At 36.0% G+C, this 16,543-nt stretch carries 13 protein-coding genes; 10 read left to right on the top strand and 3 right to left on the bottom strand.

Annotated elements, in window-relative coordinates; translation table 11 throughout:
- Nucleotides 1–14: 14 nt before the first annotated feature.
- On the top strand, nt 15–1,286 hold the full coding sequence (gene purD, locus ACQKP0_RS24900; protein ID WP_427408504.1) for a phosphoribosylamine--glycine ligase: 1,272 nt from the start codon (nt 15–17) through the stop codon (nt 1,284–1,286).
- Nucleotides 1,287–1,528: 242 nt separating this feature from the next.
- On the opposite strand, the gene ACQKP0_RS24905 is transcribed toward purD, so the two are convergent.
- Nucleotides 1,529–1,834, bottom strand: a complete 306-nt coding sequence (locus tag ACQKP0_RS24905; RefSeq protein ID WP_427408505.1) for a YgaP family membrane protein — start codon at nt 1,832–1,834, stop codon at nt 1,529–1,531.
- 116 nt (nt 1,835–1,950) lie between these two features.
- On the opposite strand from ACQKP0_RS24905, the gene ACQKP0_RS24910 reads away from it, so the two are divergent.
- The 3 genes from ACQKP0_RS24910 to ACQKP0_RS24920 all read left to right on the top strand — a co-directional run bounded on the left by ACQKP0_RS24910 (nt 1,951) and on the right by ACQKP0_RS24920 (nt 5,217).
- Nucleotides 1,951–3,693: an adenine deaminase C-terminal domain-containing protein gene (locus ACQKP0_RS24910; protein WP_427408506.1), complete on the top strand. Its 1,743-nt coding sequence runs from the start codon at nt 1,951–1,953 to the stop codon at nt 3,691–3,693.
- 78 nt (nt 3,694–3,771) lie between these two features.
- Nucleotides 3,772–4,806 carry a DUF3048 domain-containing protein gene (locus tag ACQKP0_RS24915; RefSeq protein ID WP_427408507.1) on the top strand — a complete coding sequence of 345 codons (1,035 nt, stop codon included), beginning with the start codon at nt 3,772–3,774 and terminating at the stop codon, nt 4,804–4,806.
- A gap of 99 nt (nt 4,807–4,905) precedes the next feature.
- Complete coding sequence (locus ACQKP0_RS24920; RefSeq protein ID WP_427408508.1) at nt 4,906–5,217, top strand: YerC/YecD family TrpR-related protein; 312 nt, start codon at nt 4,906–4,908, stop codon at nt 5,215–5,217.
- A gap of 121 nt (nt 5,218–5,338) precedes the next feature.
- Here the strand turns inward: ACQKP0_RS24920 and ACQKP0_RS24925 are convergent, their stop codons facing one another.
- Both ACQKP0_RS24925 and ACQKP0_RS24930 read right to left on the bottom strand, forming a co-directional pair.
- A complete protein-coding gene (locus tag ACQKP0_RS24925) occupies nt 5,339–5,491 on the bottom strand; it encodes a hypothetical protein (RefSeq protein ID WP_427408509.1) in 153 nt (50 codons plus the stop codon).
- Between the two features lie 13 nt (nt 5,492–5,504).
- The gene (locus ACQKP0_RS24930; RefSeq protein WP_427408510.1) at nt 5,505–6,770 is read right to left on the bottom strand and encodes a helix-turn-helix domain-containing protein; all 1,266 of its coding nucleotides are present in this window, start codon (nt 6,768–6,770) and stop codon (nt 5,505–5,507) included.
- Nucleotides 6,771–7,645: 875 nt separating this feature from the next.
- On the opposite strand from ACQKP0_RS24930, the gene ACQKP0_RS24935 reads away from it, so the two are divergent.
- The 6 genes from ACQKP0_RS24935 to ACQKP0_RS24960 all read left to right on the top strand — a co-directional run bounded on the left by ACQKP0_RS24935 (nt 7,646) and on the right by ACQKP0_RS24960 (nt 16,442).
- Nucleotides 7,646–8,332: a heptaprenylglyceryl phosphate synthase gene (locus tag ACQKP0_RS24935; RefSeq protein ID WP_427408516.1), complete on the top strand. Its 687-nt coding sequence runs from the start codon at nt 7,646–7,648 to the stop codon at nt 8,330–8,332.
- Between the two features lie 66 nt (nt 8,333–8,398).
- Entirely contained in the window at nt 8,399–10,609 is a 2,211-nt protein-coding gene (gene pcrA / locus ACQKP0_RS24940; RefSeq protein WP_427408511.1) for a DNA helicase PcrA, read from the top strand.
- Between the two features lie 93 nt (nt 10,610–10,702).
- Nucleotides 10,703–12,712, top strand: coding sequence for an NAD-dependent DNA ligase LigA (gene ligA / locus ACQKP0_RS24945; RefSeq protein ID WP_427408512.1), 2,010 nt, complete (start codon nt 10,703–10,705; stop codon nt 12,710–12,712).
- Nucleotides 12,713–12,809: 97 nt separating this feature from the next.
- Entirely contained in the window at nt 12,810–13,982 is a 1,173-nt protein-coding gene (locus ACQKP0_RS24950; protein WP_427408513.1) for a CamS family sex pheromone protein, read from the top strand.
- 368 nt (nt 13,983–14,350) lie between these two features.
- The gene (locus ACQKP0_RS24955) at nt 14,351–15,016 is read left to right on the top strand and encodes a response regulator transcription factor (RefSeq protein WP_427408514.1); all 666 of its coding nucleotides are present in this window, start codon (nt 14,351–14,353) and stop codon (nt 15,014–15,016) included.
- 91 nt (nt 15,017–15,107) lie between these two features.
- On the top strand, nt 15,108–16,442 hold the full coding sequence (locus tag ACQKP0_RS24960) for a sensor histidine kinase (protein WP_427408515.1): 1,335 nt from the start codon (nt 15,108–15,110) through the stop codon (nt 16,440–16,442).
- Nucleotides 16,443–16,543: the final 101 nt, after the last annotated feature.

Genomic DNA, 16,543 nt, shown 5'->3' on the forward strand with positions numbered 1-16,543 from the left:
AGAGGTGACATTGAATGAAGGTTTTAGTTATTGGCAGAGGCGGGAGAGAGCATGCGATCTGCAAGAAGGTGAAGCAAAGTCCACTTGTAGAAAAGGTGTTTTGTGCTCCAGGAAATGGTGGAATAGCTGAAGATGCTGAGCTTGTTCCCATTTCTGAATTGAACTTTTCAGATTTAATCGCATTTGCAAAAGAAAATCAAATTGATTTAACCATCGTAGGACCAGAGGATCCGTTAACTGCTGGTATCGTTAATGAATTTCAAGCGGCTGGATTAAAGGTGTTTGGACCTAGTAAAGAAGCAGCAATGATTGAGGGCAGTAAAGCATTCGCTAAAGATTTAATGAAAAAATATCATATTCCTACTGCAAAATATGAAACATTTCATCAATTTTCAGATGCGAAGAAGTATATTGAACAACATGGTGCACCTGTAGTCATTAAAGCTGACGGACTTGCTGCAGGAAAGGGAGTAATCGTTGCCTTAACAATTGAAGAAGCCTTATCTGGTCTTGAGGAAATGATGGTTAATCAAAAATTTGGAGAAGCTTCAACTAAGGTAGTTATTGAGGAATTTCTCCAAGGGGAAGAATTCTCTTTGATGGCCTTTGTTAATGGAGAAAACGTATACCCAATGGTCATTGCACAAGACCATAAGCGAGCTTTTGATGGAGATAAAGGACCGAATACTGGTGGAATGGGAGCATACTCTCCAGTTCCGCAAATTTCTCAATTAGAAGTTGATCGTGCAGTGGAGGAAATATTAACTCCGACAGCGGAGGCCTTAGAAAAAGAAGGAAGAAGCTTTTGTGGAATTCTGTATGCAGGTTTGATCCTTACGAATGAAGGTTCGAAGGTAATCGAGTTTAATGCACGTTTTGGAGATCCGGAAACACAGGTCGTATTAACGAGATTAGAATCTGATCTTGTTCAATTAATTTTGGACCTTATGAAAGAAAAATCGCCTACAATTACATGGAATAATGAATCGGTTGTGGGTGTTGTCATGGCTGCAGATGGCTACCCAGGTTCCTATGACAAAGGAATGCCGATACCAGACTTATCAAAGTTAGACCAACATACACTTGTCTTTCATGCTGGAACAGAATTAAATGAAAAACACTCCTTAGTATCTAATGGAGGAAGGGTTTTATTGGTGACAGCACAAGGAAATGGACTACAAGAAGCTAAGGAAAAAGTGTACAATGAAATGGAAAAAATACATTCAAAACACTATTTTTATCGAAGCGACATCGGAGCAAAAGCTTTAATGTATAATAAGCAATAAAAAGTTAGAAAAAGCGGACCTATTCAATGATAGGTCTGTTTTTTATAAATAAAATAGACATAAATTCTGGGCTAAAAAGAATATCTAATGGAATATGCACGATTTTTAAGAGGAACTGCACGAAATCGACAGGGAACTGTGCGAAATGATCAGTGAATCGCACGAAATTTAAAATATACGCACGAACTATCTTTTTAGATAGAAGATAAATTCTGACACCTATGATGTCAGAATTTTCCCTCCTATTCATCTAAATTTTGTTGGAAATTTTTCAACTCATTCATTAAATTTATTTCATTTGCACTATTTTCAGTCTTAACCATTTGATTTTTTTTCGACTGAAATTGGCAATTTTTAAGTAAGTCCGTTAGTGGACAATATCTTACTATTCCTTCAGCCACCTTCATCGCACTTAAAATCATCACCACTAAATAAGAATTACACCATGGTCTTCTTGCAAATTTAGCAGTTGACCAAGAAAGAAAAGTCAGCCCGCATGTAATACGAATAAGGGCACCTACAATCCCAACATTTGAAGTAATTTTCAATTTCTGTTCACTCCTTCACAAAGTTTTTACAATTATTTTCAAAACTTTAATGCGTTAAACAGTAAAATATGGTAGTATTAAACAAAAAAGAGGTATCTCCTTAGGGAGGAATGTTCATGTTAGACCAACGATACCGATGGAAAAATAAACAAATCCGTGAACACGTTGCCGTAATAAGTGGTAAAAAATCACCGACACTACTTTTAAAAAACGCACGGTATTTGCACTCGATATTTCGTAAATGGATGAAAGGTCATATTTGGATTTACGAAGACCGAATTGTATACACTGGGGAAGAGCTTCCTGAAGACACAACAAATTGTGAAATAGTTGATTGTTCAGGTCTTACACTTGTTCCAGGTTACATCGAACCACATGTCCATCCATTTCAATTATATAATCCCCAGTCGTTTGCACGATATGCATCACAAACTGGGACAACCACCATCATAAATGATAACTTGGTGCTTGCTTTACATTCTGGAAAAAAGAAAGCGTTTTCTTTAATCAGGGAGCTAAGGCATTCACCTGTAACGATGTATTGGTGGAGTCGTTTTGACTCACAAACTGAGCTAAGAGAAGAAGAAACAACTTTTTCTCATGGTGAGGTGAAATCATGGCTCGAGCATGATGCAGTATTACAGGGCGGTGAATTAACTGGCTGGCCTAAGTTATTAGACGGGGATGACTTAATCCTTCACTGGATGCAAGAAGCAAAACGAATGAGAAAGAAAATAGAAGGGCATTTTCCTGGAGCTTCGGAAAAAACACTTGCCAAAATGATGTTATTCGGTGCAGATTGCGATCATGAAGCGATGACTGGTGAAGAAGTGTATCGCCGCTTAATGCAAGGATATATGGTTTCACTTCGTCATTCTTCCATTCGCCCAGACTTGCCAGTGATTTTGGAAGACATGAAACAATTAGGAATCGATCAATATGGGTCTATGTTTTTTAATACGGATGGATCGACACCTGCATTTTATGAAAATGGGGTAATCGATATGGTGATTCGCATGGCACTGGAATATGGTGTGCCTGTCATAGATGCATACCATATGGCTTCCTATAATGTGGCTCGTTATTATAATATCGAACATCTCCATGGATTAATTGCTACAGGGCGTGTTGCAAGCATCAATTTTCTTGAAGATGAAAAAAATCCTACTCCTGTTAGTGTCCTTTCAAAAGGAAAATGGCTGAAAAAAGATGGGATTGTCTCTGTGGAAGACAAGGATTTAAATTGGGAAGAACATGGATTTGCTCCTTTAGAATTGAATTGGGAGTTAAATCATGATGATATGCAGTTTTCGATGCCTTTTGGAATCGAAATGATCAATGATGTCATCACAAAGCCTTATTCTGTTACTATTGATATTTCAACAGATGAATTAACTCTAGATCATGACGAAAGCTTCTTGATCCTAATTGGACGGGATGGAACGTGGAGAATCAATACGATGGTTAAAGGATTTGCAAATAGCGTGAAAGGCTTTGCCTCATCCTTTTCGAGTACAGGCGATATTATTATCATTGGAAAAAATAAAAATGATATGGTATCAGCTTTCAATCGAATGAAAGAGCTGGGCGGGGGAATAGTGATGGTGGAGGATGGAGAGGTTATTCATGAAATCCCTCTTACTTTATCAGGATTTAGTTCAGCCAAACCAATGGACATTTTAATTGAAGCAGAGAAGAAACTGAAAGAGCTTCTTCAAGAGAGAGGCTATCCGCATAATGATCCAATATATACATTATTGTTTTTCTCTGCTACACACTTACCATATGTTCGAATTACGCAAAGAGGGATATATGATGTCATGAACAAAACAGTACTCTTTCCAACTATAATGCGGTAAAATGGTAAAGTGAAAATGAAGCCAATGATCTTCGCTTAATCGGGATAAGGTATTTTACAAAGGGATGGATGTTACTTTATGGTAAAAAGAATGTTTATTATGGCTCTATTATTAATGTCTGTTTTATCTGCCTGCAGCCATAATGAAAAAACAAATAGCAAGGATTCAGCTAAAGCTCCTGAAAGAGGGGAAGTTTCAGGAATAGAAAAAGAAAAGCCCAAATTTATTTATCCTTTAACTGGGTTACCAGCAAAAGAGGTATCAAATGACCGTGCAGTTGCTGTTATGATAAATAACCATCCGCTGGCACGTCCACAATCAGGCTTAACTAAAGCAGATATCGTATATGAGGTATTAGCAGAGGGAGACATTACTCGATTTTTAGCCATTTTTCAAAGCGAGAAGCCGAAGAGAATCGGCCCTATTCGAAGCTCAAGAGATTATTTTATTGAGCTCGCTAAAGGTTATGATAGCTTATATATCGCCCATGGATACAGCCCAGAAGCCAAGAAAATGCTGGAAAGCGGGTATATAGATAATCTTAATGGCATGCAATATGATGGAACATTATTCAAGCGTTCAAGTGATAGGCAGGCACCACATAATTCCTATATTACGTTTGAAAACATCCTTAAAGGGGCTGAACAGAAAAATTTCAAAATGGATACAGCTCCTCAAGCATTAAGCTTTGCTGCAGAAGATGAAATCAACCAAATTTCTGGGCAAAAAGTAAATCATGTTTCCGTTTCTTATTCTAATAGTGCTTCATTTAATGTTGACTATCAATATGATGAAGAATTGAAGAAATTTAAAAGATTTTCCGCAAATGAACAAACCGTTGATAAGGAATCAAAGAAACCTGTACTGCTCGATAACCTTCTAATAGTTGAAATGGAGCATAAAATTATTGATAACTATGGTCGCCGTGCCATTAATCTAACGTCTGGCGGGAAAGCTTATTTTGTCCAAAGAGGATTTTACCGAGAAATAGAGTGGAAAAATGTCGATGGAAAAATCATTCCATATGAAAATGGGATCCCTGCAAAGTTCGTTCCGGGAAAAACATGGATTAATATCGTACCAAATTTGAAGGATGTATCGTTTGCTGAATAAAAAGGCTTTTAAGAGAGTATGGAAGAACGGATAGTTCCAGTTAATTAATACAATGGTAACGATCGTTACTATAAAAGTCTTATATAAGGAGAATAAAATATGCAAATTGAAAAATTACGTGGAAAAGCATTGGATCAATTATTTGAATCAGTGCTCTCATTAAAAGATATTGAGGAATGCTATCGATTCTTTGACGATTTATGTACGATCAACGAAATTCAATCATTGGCTCAACGTTTAGAAGTTGCCAGAATGCTGCGTGAGAAGAAAACGTATCATGTGATCGAATCCGAAACCGGTGCCAGCACAGCAACAATTTCACGCGTAAAAAGATGCTTAAATTATGGAAATGATACTTATGAGATGGTGTTGGAGCGAATTAGCAAGCCGAAACAGGATGAAGAAGAATAATGCTTTGTAAAGAACAGTATGCTTAGGCATGCTGTTTTTGTATTGTGGGGATTATTGGTAAGGGTATATGAAAAATAAAAAAGAAGAAGTGATAAATACTTCTTCTTTCGTAAATATTAGCCTAGAGTGTGTTTCTTGCTGAGAGAATGCTTGGTTCTTTGTCGCCTCCGGCTGCAATATTTTTACTTCCATTTGTATTATGAACATTATTATAAATAAATGCTCCACCAAAAAGGAATACTCCAACTGTTAATGATAGTAATAATTTTTTCATTATTTCCAACCTCCTAAATTTTTATAATTTTTTTATATGAAAAGTTGACTAGTTTATAGTAAGTAGCTGCGTTTTTATATTTATTTGTTTTTTCGAAATAGTCACCCAGCATTTCTGCATATTCTGTCAACTTAGCATAATTTTTTTGCTCTTTTAAATAAGGAATAAACTTATTTACCATCAAATTTTCAAATTTTTTATGATCTTTATCTATTAAATATAAATAAGCGAGAATTTCATAATAAAAGGATAAATATTTCTCTTTATTTTTAGTATTAATCCAATTAAGCCCTTGGTCTATTCTCCTCTTTGCTTCTTTATAATTATTGCTATTATATGATTGGTCAATAATAGAAGTAATTGCTAATAAACGATCATCCAATGTGGAATCTTGGGAATTTACTATTATATCAAAATTTTCAATTGCCTTCTGAATATCTCCCTTTACTAAATAAAGATATCCCATATTTAAATGAGTGAGAAGAATTAATTTTTTATTTTGTGTACTTTCTGCAAGTTGTTTGGCTAAATGGTAGTTTTTTATTGCTTTATCATGGTTATTGATACGCCGATAGCATATCCCAAGAACTAAATGGCATTCTGCACACCTTGAAAAGTTATAAACCTGCCGATAATATTCCAAAGCTCTGTTGGCATAGCTTTGTGCTTCAGAGGTTAAATGATGTTTACTGTATGTAACTGCAAGTGAATAAAGTATATCTGCCACTTCATCTTCCGGAAATTCAAGAAGTGGAAGTAAATCTTCTGACAAAGCATAGTTCCGTAATGCATCATTCTCTTCTTCAATAATTGAATAATAATTCCCATTAAATTTTAACCAATAATATTTTTGCTTATTATTAAATGTACCGCTTACATCTTTTAACCTATTAATTTGCTCAAGGGCTTGATTAGTTTCACCAATTTTTAAGAAGTATCTAATCAAATGAATCTTTATTAAAACCTGTAATTCTGGGTCATTGATGGTTTTAGTTAGTTCAGTGACTTCTTCATATTTGTTTTTTAATAGGTCGACATCTGAAGAGGTTAACAAAAGCTGGAACCATTCATGACATTTTTCTTTTGTACTGTCATCAAGCTGGGTATTCATCTGAATCCCTAGTCTAAGACAGAGAAGCTTAATGACTTCTTCATTCGGTTCAATTTTACCATTTTCAATTTTCGACAAATATGATATCGAAATAATTCCGTCGGCAAGTTCTTCTTGGGTTAAATTTTGGTTTATTCTATTTAACTTTATAATGGCACCGATATTCATAGTAATCACCTGAACCTACTTATTTATCTTATTATATATTAAAAATTGTACGAAGTGGTAATTATAAGAAAACTTTTTCTGGGAATACTATTTTTCTAGTAGAAATGGTATGGGGCTAATGCCATTATTATTCAATATATTTAGAATACACTAAAAATATCACTGTTTCAATTTGAAAAATCTAAAGAAAAGGCTTTTGACCTATGTCAAAAGCCTTGAAAATTTATGCTTTTTGTAATTCAGTTTCCTTTTTTTCATCTAATAACCTATCAATTTTGAATATCAAAGTGTCGATTTCCCTTTTTGTAATTTTTTTAGGTTGGTTTTCTTTTCTCATTTTTCATCCTCCTAACAAATTTTATTGCTTGGTGGAAAAGTTCTTATCCTTATAATAGCACACTTTCTAGGACATTTAACTTGGGAAAATAACACGAAATTTTTGTGATAAATGACCACAAAATTTTCAAGTTTTCCTAAAATGGACTAATAATTATACAAAAACATTCATTTTGATGAAAAAGATAGTCCTTTTGAATTATTTTTTGCCTAAATTTTCGAAATAACTTGTTGCAACTTAAAAAGGGAAAAAAGTATAAAATTTACTAAGGATATTAGGCATGAAAAGTGTCTGCTGTGTCTAGCTCCAGCGCCTATCGACTAGCAGATTTCTCCTTCTTCTCCCTGCGATAAGTCAACATCGACTCGTCCCTCGCCGTGTCTCCTTTATCTCAGTCGAAGACTACGAAATCCGTACGTCGATGAACAAGGCGCTTGCGCTTTTCTAATTTCCTCTTAATAAATTCGGAAACTCTTTTTAGCTTGAACGATCAAATGCTATAATGATGAAAGAGCATAGAATGGAGGATTTTAATCGGATGTATGACGTTCGCGAGTGGCGCCACGCCTTTAAATTAGATCCTAATAAGGAAATTTCAGATTCAGACTTAGAAAAGGTATGTGAATCTGGGACAAGTGCTATCATAATTGGTGGTTCGGACGGAGTCACATTAGACAATGTTCTTAACTTAATGTCAAGAGTAAGAAGATATACTGTACCATGTGTGTTAGAGGTTTCTAATATTGAATCCATCACACCTGGTTTTGATTTGTTCTTTATTCCAACTGTTCTTAATAGTACAGATGTGAAGTGGGTAAATGGGATTCATCATGAAGCCGTAAAGGAATATGGAATATTGATGAATTGGGAAGAAATTGTAGTTGAAGGATATTGCATTTTGAATGAAGATTGTAAAGCGGCTAAGCTGACAAAAGCGAAAACGGATTTGGATGAAGATGATGTGACCGCTTATGCAATGATGGCTGAACATTTATTTAAAATGCCTATCTTTTATTTAGAATATAGCGGAAAATATGGGGATGTTCAGCTCGTGGAAGCAGCAAAAAGACACTTAAGCAATACGAAATTATTTTATGGCGGCGGGATTAAGACAGCTGCTCAGGCACGAGAAATGGGACAATTTGCTGATGTTGTTGTGGTCGGAAATGTAATTTACGAGAACTTTGAGGAAGCATTGAAAACAGTCAATGCAGTCCAGAACTAATCTAGACAATGAGTACTAAATACTTATATAATAGGAACAAATGTTCTTTAATGGTGGTGTAGAAAAATGCAATTTTTAACTGATCGGCTTTTGAATGGATTGAACCCTGAGCAACAAGAAGCAGTGAAAACGACAGATGGTCCGCTTTTACTGATGGCTGGAGCAGGGAGTGGAAAAACCCGAGTTCTAACGCATCGAGTAGCCTATTTAATGGTGGAAAAGGGTGTGAACCCATACAATATTTTAGCGATCACCTTTACGAATAAAGCGGCTAAAGAGATGAAGGAACGGATCGGGAATATTATGGGTGGCGCTGCCGAAAATGTATGGATTTCAACCTTCCACTCCATGTGTGTACGAATTTTAAGACGTGACATCGATCGAATTGGATTTAACCGAAACTTTACTATATTGGATCCAACTGATCAGCAATCAGTGATCAAGGGGATTCTTAAAGACAAAAATATCGATCCGAAAAAGTTCGATCCGAGAACAATTTTAGGAACGATTAGCAGTGCAAAAAATGAATTAGTTGACCCAGAAGAGTATTCAAAACTAGTCGGTGGATATTATGAACAAGTAGTAAGTGATGTGTACGATGAATATCAGAAGCGTCTTCGAAAAAATCAAGCATTAGATTTTGATGATTTAATTATGATGACGATTCAATTGTTTAAGCGAGTTCCAGAAGTTTTAGAATTTTATCAAAGAAAATTCCAATACATTCATGTGGATGAGTATCAGGATACAAACCGTGCGCAATATATGCTTGTAAAGCTGCTTGCGTCTCGCTTTCAAAATCTTTGTGTAGTCGGAGATTCGGATCAATCGATTTACGCTTGGAGGGGAGCGGATATTTCAAATATTTTATCCTTTGAAAAAGATTATCCCCGTTCAAAAGTAATCTTGTTAGAGCAAAATTATCGTTCAACGAAAAGAATTCTTCATGCAGCGAATGAAGTCATCAAAAAAAATCTAAACCGCAAACCGAAAAATCTTTGGACAGAAAATCAAGAAGGACCAAAAATCACTTATTATCGTGCAGATAGTGAGCAATCAGAGGCTCAATACATTGCAGGAAAAATTAAAGAAATGACGAGTTCTGGCGGTCGTAAATTGTCTGACATTGCGATTCTCTATCGAACAAATGCGCAATCTCGTGTGATTGAGGAAGTAATGTTAAAATCAAATATTGATTACAGCATTGTTGGCGGTATAAAGTTCTATGATCGAAAAGAAATCAAAGATATTTTGGCTTATTTACGTTTAATTGCGAACCCGAATGATGATATTAGTTTGCAGCGCATCATTAATGTTCCTAAACGAGGAATTGGTGCCACTTCCTTTGATAAAATCGCAAGATATGCTGCCGACCATGATATCTCTATCATGGATGCTTTAAAAGAAATTGATTTTATCGGTGTAAGTCCTAAAATAGCAAATGCAGCAAATGAATTCTTTGAATTAATCAAAGGATACACTGGGATGCAGGATTATCTCTCTGTGACAGAATTAGTAGAGGAAGTACTAGAGAAGTCCGGCTATAGAGAAGTGTTAAAAGCTGAAAAAACAATTGAGTCACAAAGCCGTCTTGAGAATATAGACGAATTTTTATCAGTAACGAAGAATTTTGAAGAGGCAAATGAGGATAAAAGTTTAGTTGCCTTTTTGACAGATTTAGCATTAGTTGCTGATATTGATCGATTAGATGAGGAAGAAACCAAAAATGATACATGTGTTTTAATGACACTGCACTCGGCTAAAGGTTTAGAGTTTCCTGTAGTTTTCTTAATAGGTCTAGAGGAAGGGGTCTTTCCACATAGCAGGTCTCTTATGGAAGAATCGGAAATGGAGGAAGAACGTCGTCTAGCATATGTAGGGATTACACGCGCAGAGGAAGAGCTGTTCCTTACGAACGCAGGTATGCGTACTTTATTTGGACGTACAAATATGAATCCTGTCTCTCGTTTTATTAGCGAAATTCCTGAAGAATTACTAGAACCAGTTCATAAGGAAGCTAAACAAATTAGTAATCCATTTGGTGCTCCTCGTAAACCTAGTATGCACCGCCCTGTCACAAGACCAGTTCCAGCAAGTTCTGGCGGAGATGAAATGGCTTGGAAGGTTGGCGATAAGGCAGAGCACAAAAAATGGGGTGTTGGAACAGTCGTTAGTGTAAAAGGAGAAGGAAAAGGGATCGAACTTGATATTGCTTTTCCAAGTCCAGTTGGCATCAAACGATTATTAGCAGAATTTGCACCAATTCAAAAAGTATAGTTGTAAATAGGATGATAAGGAAATCGGCTAATTAGCCGATTTCTTCCAATCTGACCTCTAACATCTCACCTCAAAAATGAAAGGGCTGTTGTTATGGATAAAAAAGCTGCCGAAAAAAAAGTTCAAGAACTTCATAATCTCCTGAATCAATATAATTATGAATACCATGTCTTGGACCATCCTTCTGTACCTGATTCAGAATATGATCGATTAATGAGAGAATTAATAAGCATTGAAGAACAATATCCGGATTTGATTTCACCTGAATCTCCGACACAGCGTGTGGGTGGAGAAATTTTGTCCGCTTTTGAAAAAGTAGAGCATCGGATTCCAATGTTAAGTCTGGGAAACGCTTTTAATGAAGCCGATCTATATGATTTTGACCGTCGGGTAAAGCAAGTTGTCGGTGATGATGTTGAATATGTATGTGAATTAAAAATTGATGGGTTAGCGATCTCCCTTCGTTATGAAAATGGACTATTTATTCAAGGTGCGACAAGAGGAGATGGAACAATTGGTGAAGACATTACATCCAATTTAAAAACGATTCGCTCCATACCGCTCCGACTAAAGCAAGAGATGTCTATTGAAGTACGCGGAGAAGCCTATATGCCGAAAAAATCCTTCGAAGCGCTAAATAAAGCAAAAGAAGAGAACGGAGAAGAGCCATTTGCCAATCCTCGAAATGCGGCTGCAGGGTCCTTGCGTCAGCTTGATCCTCGAGTTGCAGCATCGAGAAATTTAGATACTTTTCTTTACGCAATCGGAGATTTTAGTGAAACAGGCGAATCTACGCATAATGACGGCTTAAATTTATTAGAGAATCTTGGATTTAAGGTAAATAAAGAAAGAGAAAAATGTGCGAATATTGAAGAGGTGCTTCAATATGTACAAAAATGGGTAGAGAAGCGTCCAAATCTACCATATGAAATTGATGGAATTGTTATTAAGGTTAATTCTTTTGAACAACAAAGAGAGCTTGGATTTACCGCGAAAAGTCCAAGGTGGGCAATTGCTTATAAATTTCCTGCAGAGGAAGTTGTCACAAAGCTGCTTGATATTGAATTAAGTGTTGGCAGAACAGGTGTCATTACTCCAACAGCGATACTTGATCCGGTTCGGGTAGCTGGTACAAAAGTACAAAGGGCATCCCTTCACAATGAAGATTTAATTCGTGAAAAGGATATTAAACTTGGTGATTATGTTGTCATTAAGAAAGCTGGAGATATCATTCCTGAAGTAGTAAACGTACTGGTTGAAAAACGAACAGGGGAAGAACAGGAATTTTTAATGCCAACCCATTGTCCTGAGTGTGAAAGTGAACTCGTTCGTTTAGAAGGAGAAGTAGCATTAAGGTGTATTAATCCAAAATGTCCTGCTCAAATTCGGGAAGGCTTGATTCATTTCGTCTCAAGAAATGCGATGAATATTGATGGCTTAGGTGAAAAAGTCATTAGTCAGTTGTTTTCACATGAGTTGATTCATGATGTAGCAGACATTTATCGTTTACAACAGGATCAGCTTTTAGAATTGGAGCGTATGGGGGAAAAATCGGTAACCAATCTTCTAGCAGCTATTGAAAAATCGAAAACGAATTCGTTGGAAAAGCTGTTGTTCGGTCTAGGTATCCGCCATGTCGGTGCAAAAGCAGCGAAAACATTAGCGCAAGAATTTGGCAATATGGATGCGTTAGCCGCTGCTACTCGGGAAGAGCTCACAGCTATACAAGATATTGGTGAAAAAATGGCAGATTCCATCGTCACTTATTTTGAAAATGAAGATGCGATTCAGTTAATAAATAAATTGAAAAACGCTGGATTAAATATGGATTACAATGGTTCAAGGCCAGTTGAGGCACAGTCGATTTCTTCTTCATTAGCAGGAAAAACTGTCGTATTAACCGGGAAGCTTGTAAAGCTAACAAGAAATGAAGCAAAAGAAAAGCTTGAAGCATTAGGTGCCAATGTAACAGGAAGTGTCAGTAAGAAGACGGATTTAGTCATTGCTGGTGAAGATGCAGGTTCAAAGTTAACGAAAGCTCAGGAACTTGGAATCGAAGTATGGGATGAAGAAAAAATGCTGGAAGAATTTAATATTAACTGAAACTTTATCTTTAGGTGAAAAGTCTATTAAAATGATAGTAATAATGCGTCCATTATATAGAATGAAACGATGGATGAGATAAAGGTGGCAAATAAGCATGAAAAAGTGGTTGCCGGTGTTCGCTTCCGTTTTACTTCTCATTACAGGGTGTGCACCGAAGTTTGATTCTCAAGATAAGATTGTACAAGATAAAAATAATAATAATAAAAAACAAACAGCGATTATTCCTACTTACCAAGTTTCTGATGAATATTACCGAACGCTAATACCATTCGAACCTAGTAAGGCAAGAGGGAGAATTGTTAACAACTTAAATACTCGCTATGATATTCAAGAATTTGAAACAGGGTTAATGAGGGTTGCACAAAAATCTTTTTCACCGGATACCTACCTCTTTCAAGAGGGACAGTACTTGGATAAAGATACTGTTGATGCTTGGCTAAATCGAAAATATACAAGCAGTCAATTAAAAGAAAAAAAGCTTACAAGTGCTGACAATCTTGGCTTAAATCCCGTCAATGATGGGAAGGGATCCATTGAAGAGCAAAATAAGAAAGCTCCAATTTATTTAGCACATATTTTGGAACATGATTATTTAGTAAAAAGCAAAAAAGGTAATACTGCTAAATTAGGCGGTGTAGTCATCGGACTGGCTCTGAACACCGTTCACTACTATCAAAAAGAACAGTATGGAGCAGTTTACGAAGAAGATATTAAAAATACGGAGAGTGAAGGGAAGAAAATTGCTCAAGAGGTAATTAAACGTCTCCGTAATATGAATGGATTAAAGGATGTTCCTATTACAATCGCTTTATTCGAGCAGAAGGCAAAAGATTCAGTTGTTCCAGGTAATTTTGTATCTTATGCAGAAGTTGGGCAAGGGAGTTCTTCCATTGATAAATGGAAGAAGATCGATGAAAAATATTATCTATTCCCTGATGATACTACTACGAAAGACTATCGAGATGATGCTAATAAGTTTGACAAATTTAAACAGAACATCGAAGAATATTTTCCTAACTACAATGGTGTCATTGGCCGGGGATTATATAGAGACAAGCAATTGAGCCAATTAAGCGTCGAAATCCCTATCCAATTTTATGGGCAAGCAGAAGTAATTGGTTTCACTCAATATCTAACAGGGCAAGTTATACAAACATTCCCAGATTACATCTCATTAGAAGTAAGTATAACCTCTGTAAACGGTCCGAAAGCCATCATTGTGCGTGAACCAGGAGAAAAAGAACCATTTGTTCATATTTATCAATAAGGCTCTTTTCTTAAACTTTTTGAGGAAAAAAGTACATTTCCTCCTTGTAGCATTTGAATCGAAAATCTTAATAATAATGCATGAAAATATTGAGAATGAAGCCTTTACTAAGAAAAGATGCCCCGAAACCAAATTATATTAGGATTCTAAACTCTTTACGTAATAGTAACAATCTTTTCGAAAATGGCCATTAGTAAATGCAGACGGAGAAATCCGTCTGTTTTTTAATTATATTTATACTATTAATATGGTCAATGCTTAGTGCATCGAGTCTAAATGAATCAGATAACCATCCGGGCAAAATATAAAATATCTTCATATAAATTCCACATTACATTGCTATAATGCTTGGATTAGGGGTGAAAAGCATGTCATACAAAATATTGGTAATAGAAGATGATTTTGATATTCAAGAGTTGATTCGTGAGTTTTTGACGACACAGGATTATGAAGTGTGTACCGCAAGTGACGGGGTAGAGGGATTTCAGTTGTTTCAAAAAGATACGTACGATCTCGTGATATTGGATGTTATGCTTCCGAATCTAGATGGGTACAGTGTTTGCAAGATGATACGCAAGCACTCGTTGATACCTGTTATTATGCTGACAGCTTTAGGAGAAGAAAAAGATCAAGTGAAAGGATTTGAACTCGGGGTAGATGATTATATCACGAAGCCATTTTCTTATAATATTTTGGTTAAACGGGTAGAAGCGATATTAAGAAGAGTAAATCCTTTCCCTTCCCGAATTTTGCAATTTGAAGAAATAGTATTGGATGGGGAGGCATACACGGTTTCCATTCATGGAGAAGAGATCGAGCTCACAGTAAAAGAATTTGAAATTTTATTTGTCCTTTTAGAGAATAAAGGAAAAGTATTGACACGAGAAGTTTTACTGGATCGAATATGGGGATTTGACTATTACGGAGATACACGAGTGATCGATTCACATATGAAAAATTTACGGAAGAAACTGGGTGTTCCGTATATAAAAACTGTAAAAGGAATCGGGTATAAGTTAGATGCCTTATCTTAAGCGAAAAAGCATTACCTATAAAATTTTTCTAATTACAACAGCCCTTCTCGTGATCTCTACTTGTTTAATTTATCTGATTTTCTACTCTTTATTGCCATCCTATTATTATAAATATAAAAAAAATACATTAGATAAAGGGATAACTGAACTGATACAGAAAGTAGAAACTGAGTCTTTCGGAGAATCAAAAGAAATACTAGATACGTTTGCTCAGAAATATAATGTGAGCATGGTGATTTGGGATGTCCATGGAAATCTTGTATATGTACCATCTTCCATATCTATGCGGGTACAGCAACCTTTTTCCGCGGCTGAATCGCATCCAAGGATTATTTTGAGGACACTCAACATTCCATCTGTTTATTCTACGGAAAAGACAATGCAATTTCGGGATGAACAATATTTTGCGAGATTTACGGCTACTTTACAGCCGATTGATGAAGCATCTAAAGTGATTCTCATGTTTATGCCCTATATCGGAGTATTAATTTTGATTATTTCCATTGCAGGAGCATTTTTCTACTCTAAAGTTATTACAAATCCATTGTTGAAAATTAATGAAGTAGCAAAAAAGATGGCACGATTGGATTTCACTTATAAATCTGAAATGAAGTCGAATGATGAAATTGAAGAGCTTTCGAACAGCTTAAACGAGCTTTCTGATAATCTACAAAAAACCATGGCTGAGCTAAAACAGAAGAACAAACAGCTTAAGGATGATATTGAAAAAGAACGGGAAATGGAAGCAAATCGAAGAGAATTTGTTGCAACGATTTCTCATGAATTAAAATCGCCCATCACAGCCGTCAAGGGCCAGATAGAAGCGATGATATACGGAATCGGAGTGTATAAGGACCGGGATAAATATTTACGAAGATCCTTTGAAATTATGGAGGAAATGGATAAGCTCGTGAAAGAAGTATTGGAAATTTCCAGGTTGGAAAGGTATGAGTTTGTACCCCAGATTGAAAGAGTCGATCTATCGAATCTGGTTACCGAAATTATTGAGGACCTTGAGTATTTCAGTAGCCAAAAGCAATTACACATGATAAATGATATAGAGCAATGTCTACATGTATATGTGGATAAAAATTTGATGAGAAAAACAATCATAAATGTTATTAACAATGCCATTATGTATTCAAAGGATGGGGAACAGGTCATTACGAAATTACACCGAAATAATAGGACTGTTACATTAGAAGTCCTTAATACCGGTGCTCATATTGAAGAGAAAGAATTAGAACAAATCTTTAAGCCATTCTATCGGATTGAAAAATCGCGCAACCGAAACACCGGAGGCAGCGGACTTGGATTGTTTATTGTCCAAAAAATATTAGAGCTGCATCGTATAAAATACAATATAACAAATGTAAGCGAAGGTGTATTATTTACGATTTACTTTCCAGAAGAAGCTCACATATAGGGGCTTCTTTTTTATGTGTGCCAGGCATGGCAACTATCTAGGTGGTGAAAGTCCACTGTGGGGGTACACATCAGCCAACCACTAAGGAAGCGCAAGGTACT

The sequence above is a fragment of the Heyndrickxia sp. NPDC080065 genome (assembly GCF_050281185.1).
GTDB lineage: Bacteria > Bacillota > Bacilli > Bacillales > Bacillaceae_C > Heyndrickxia.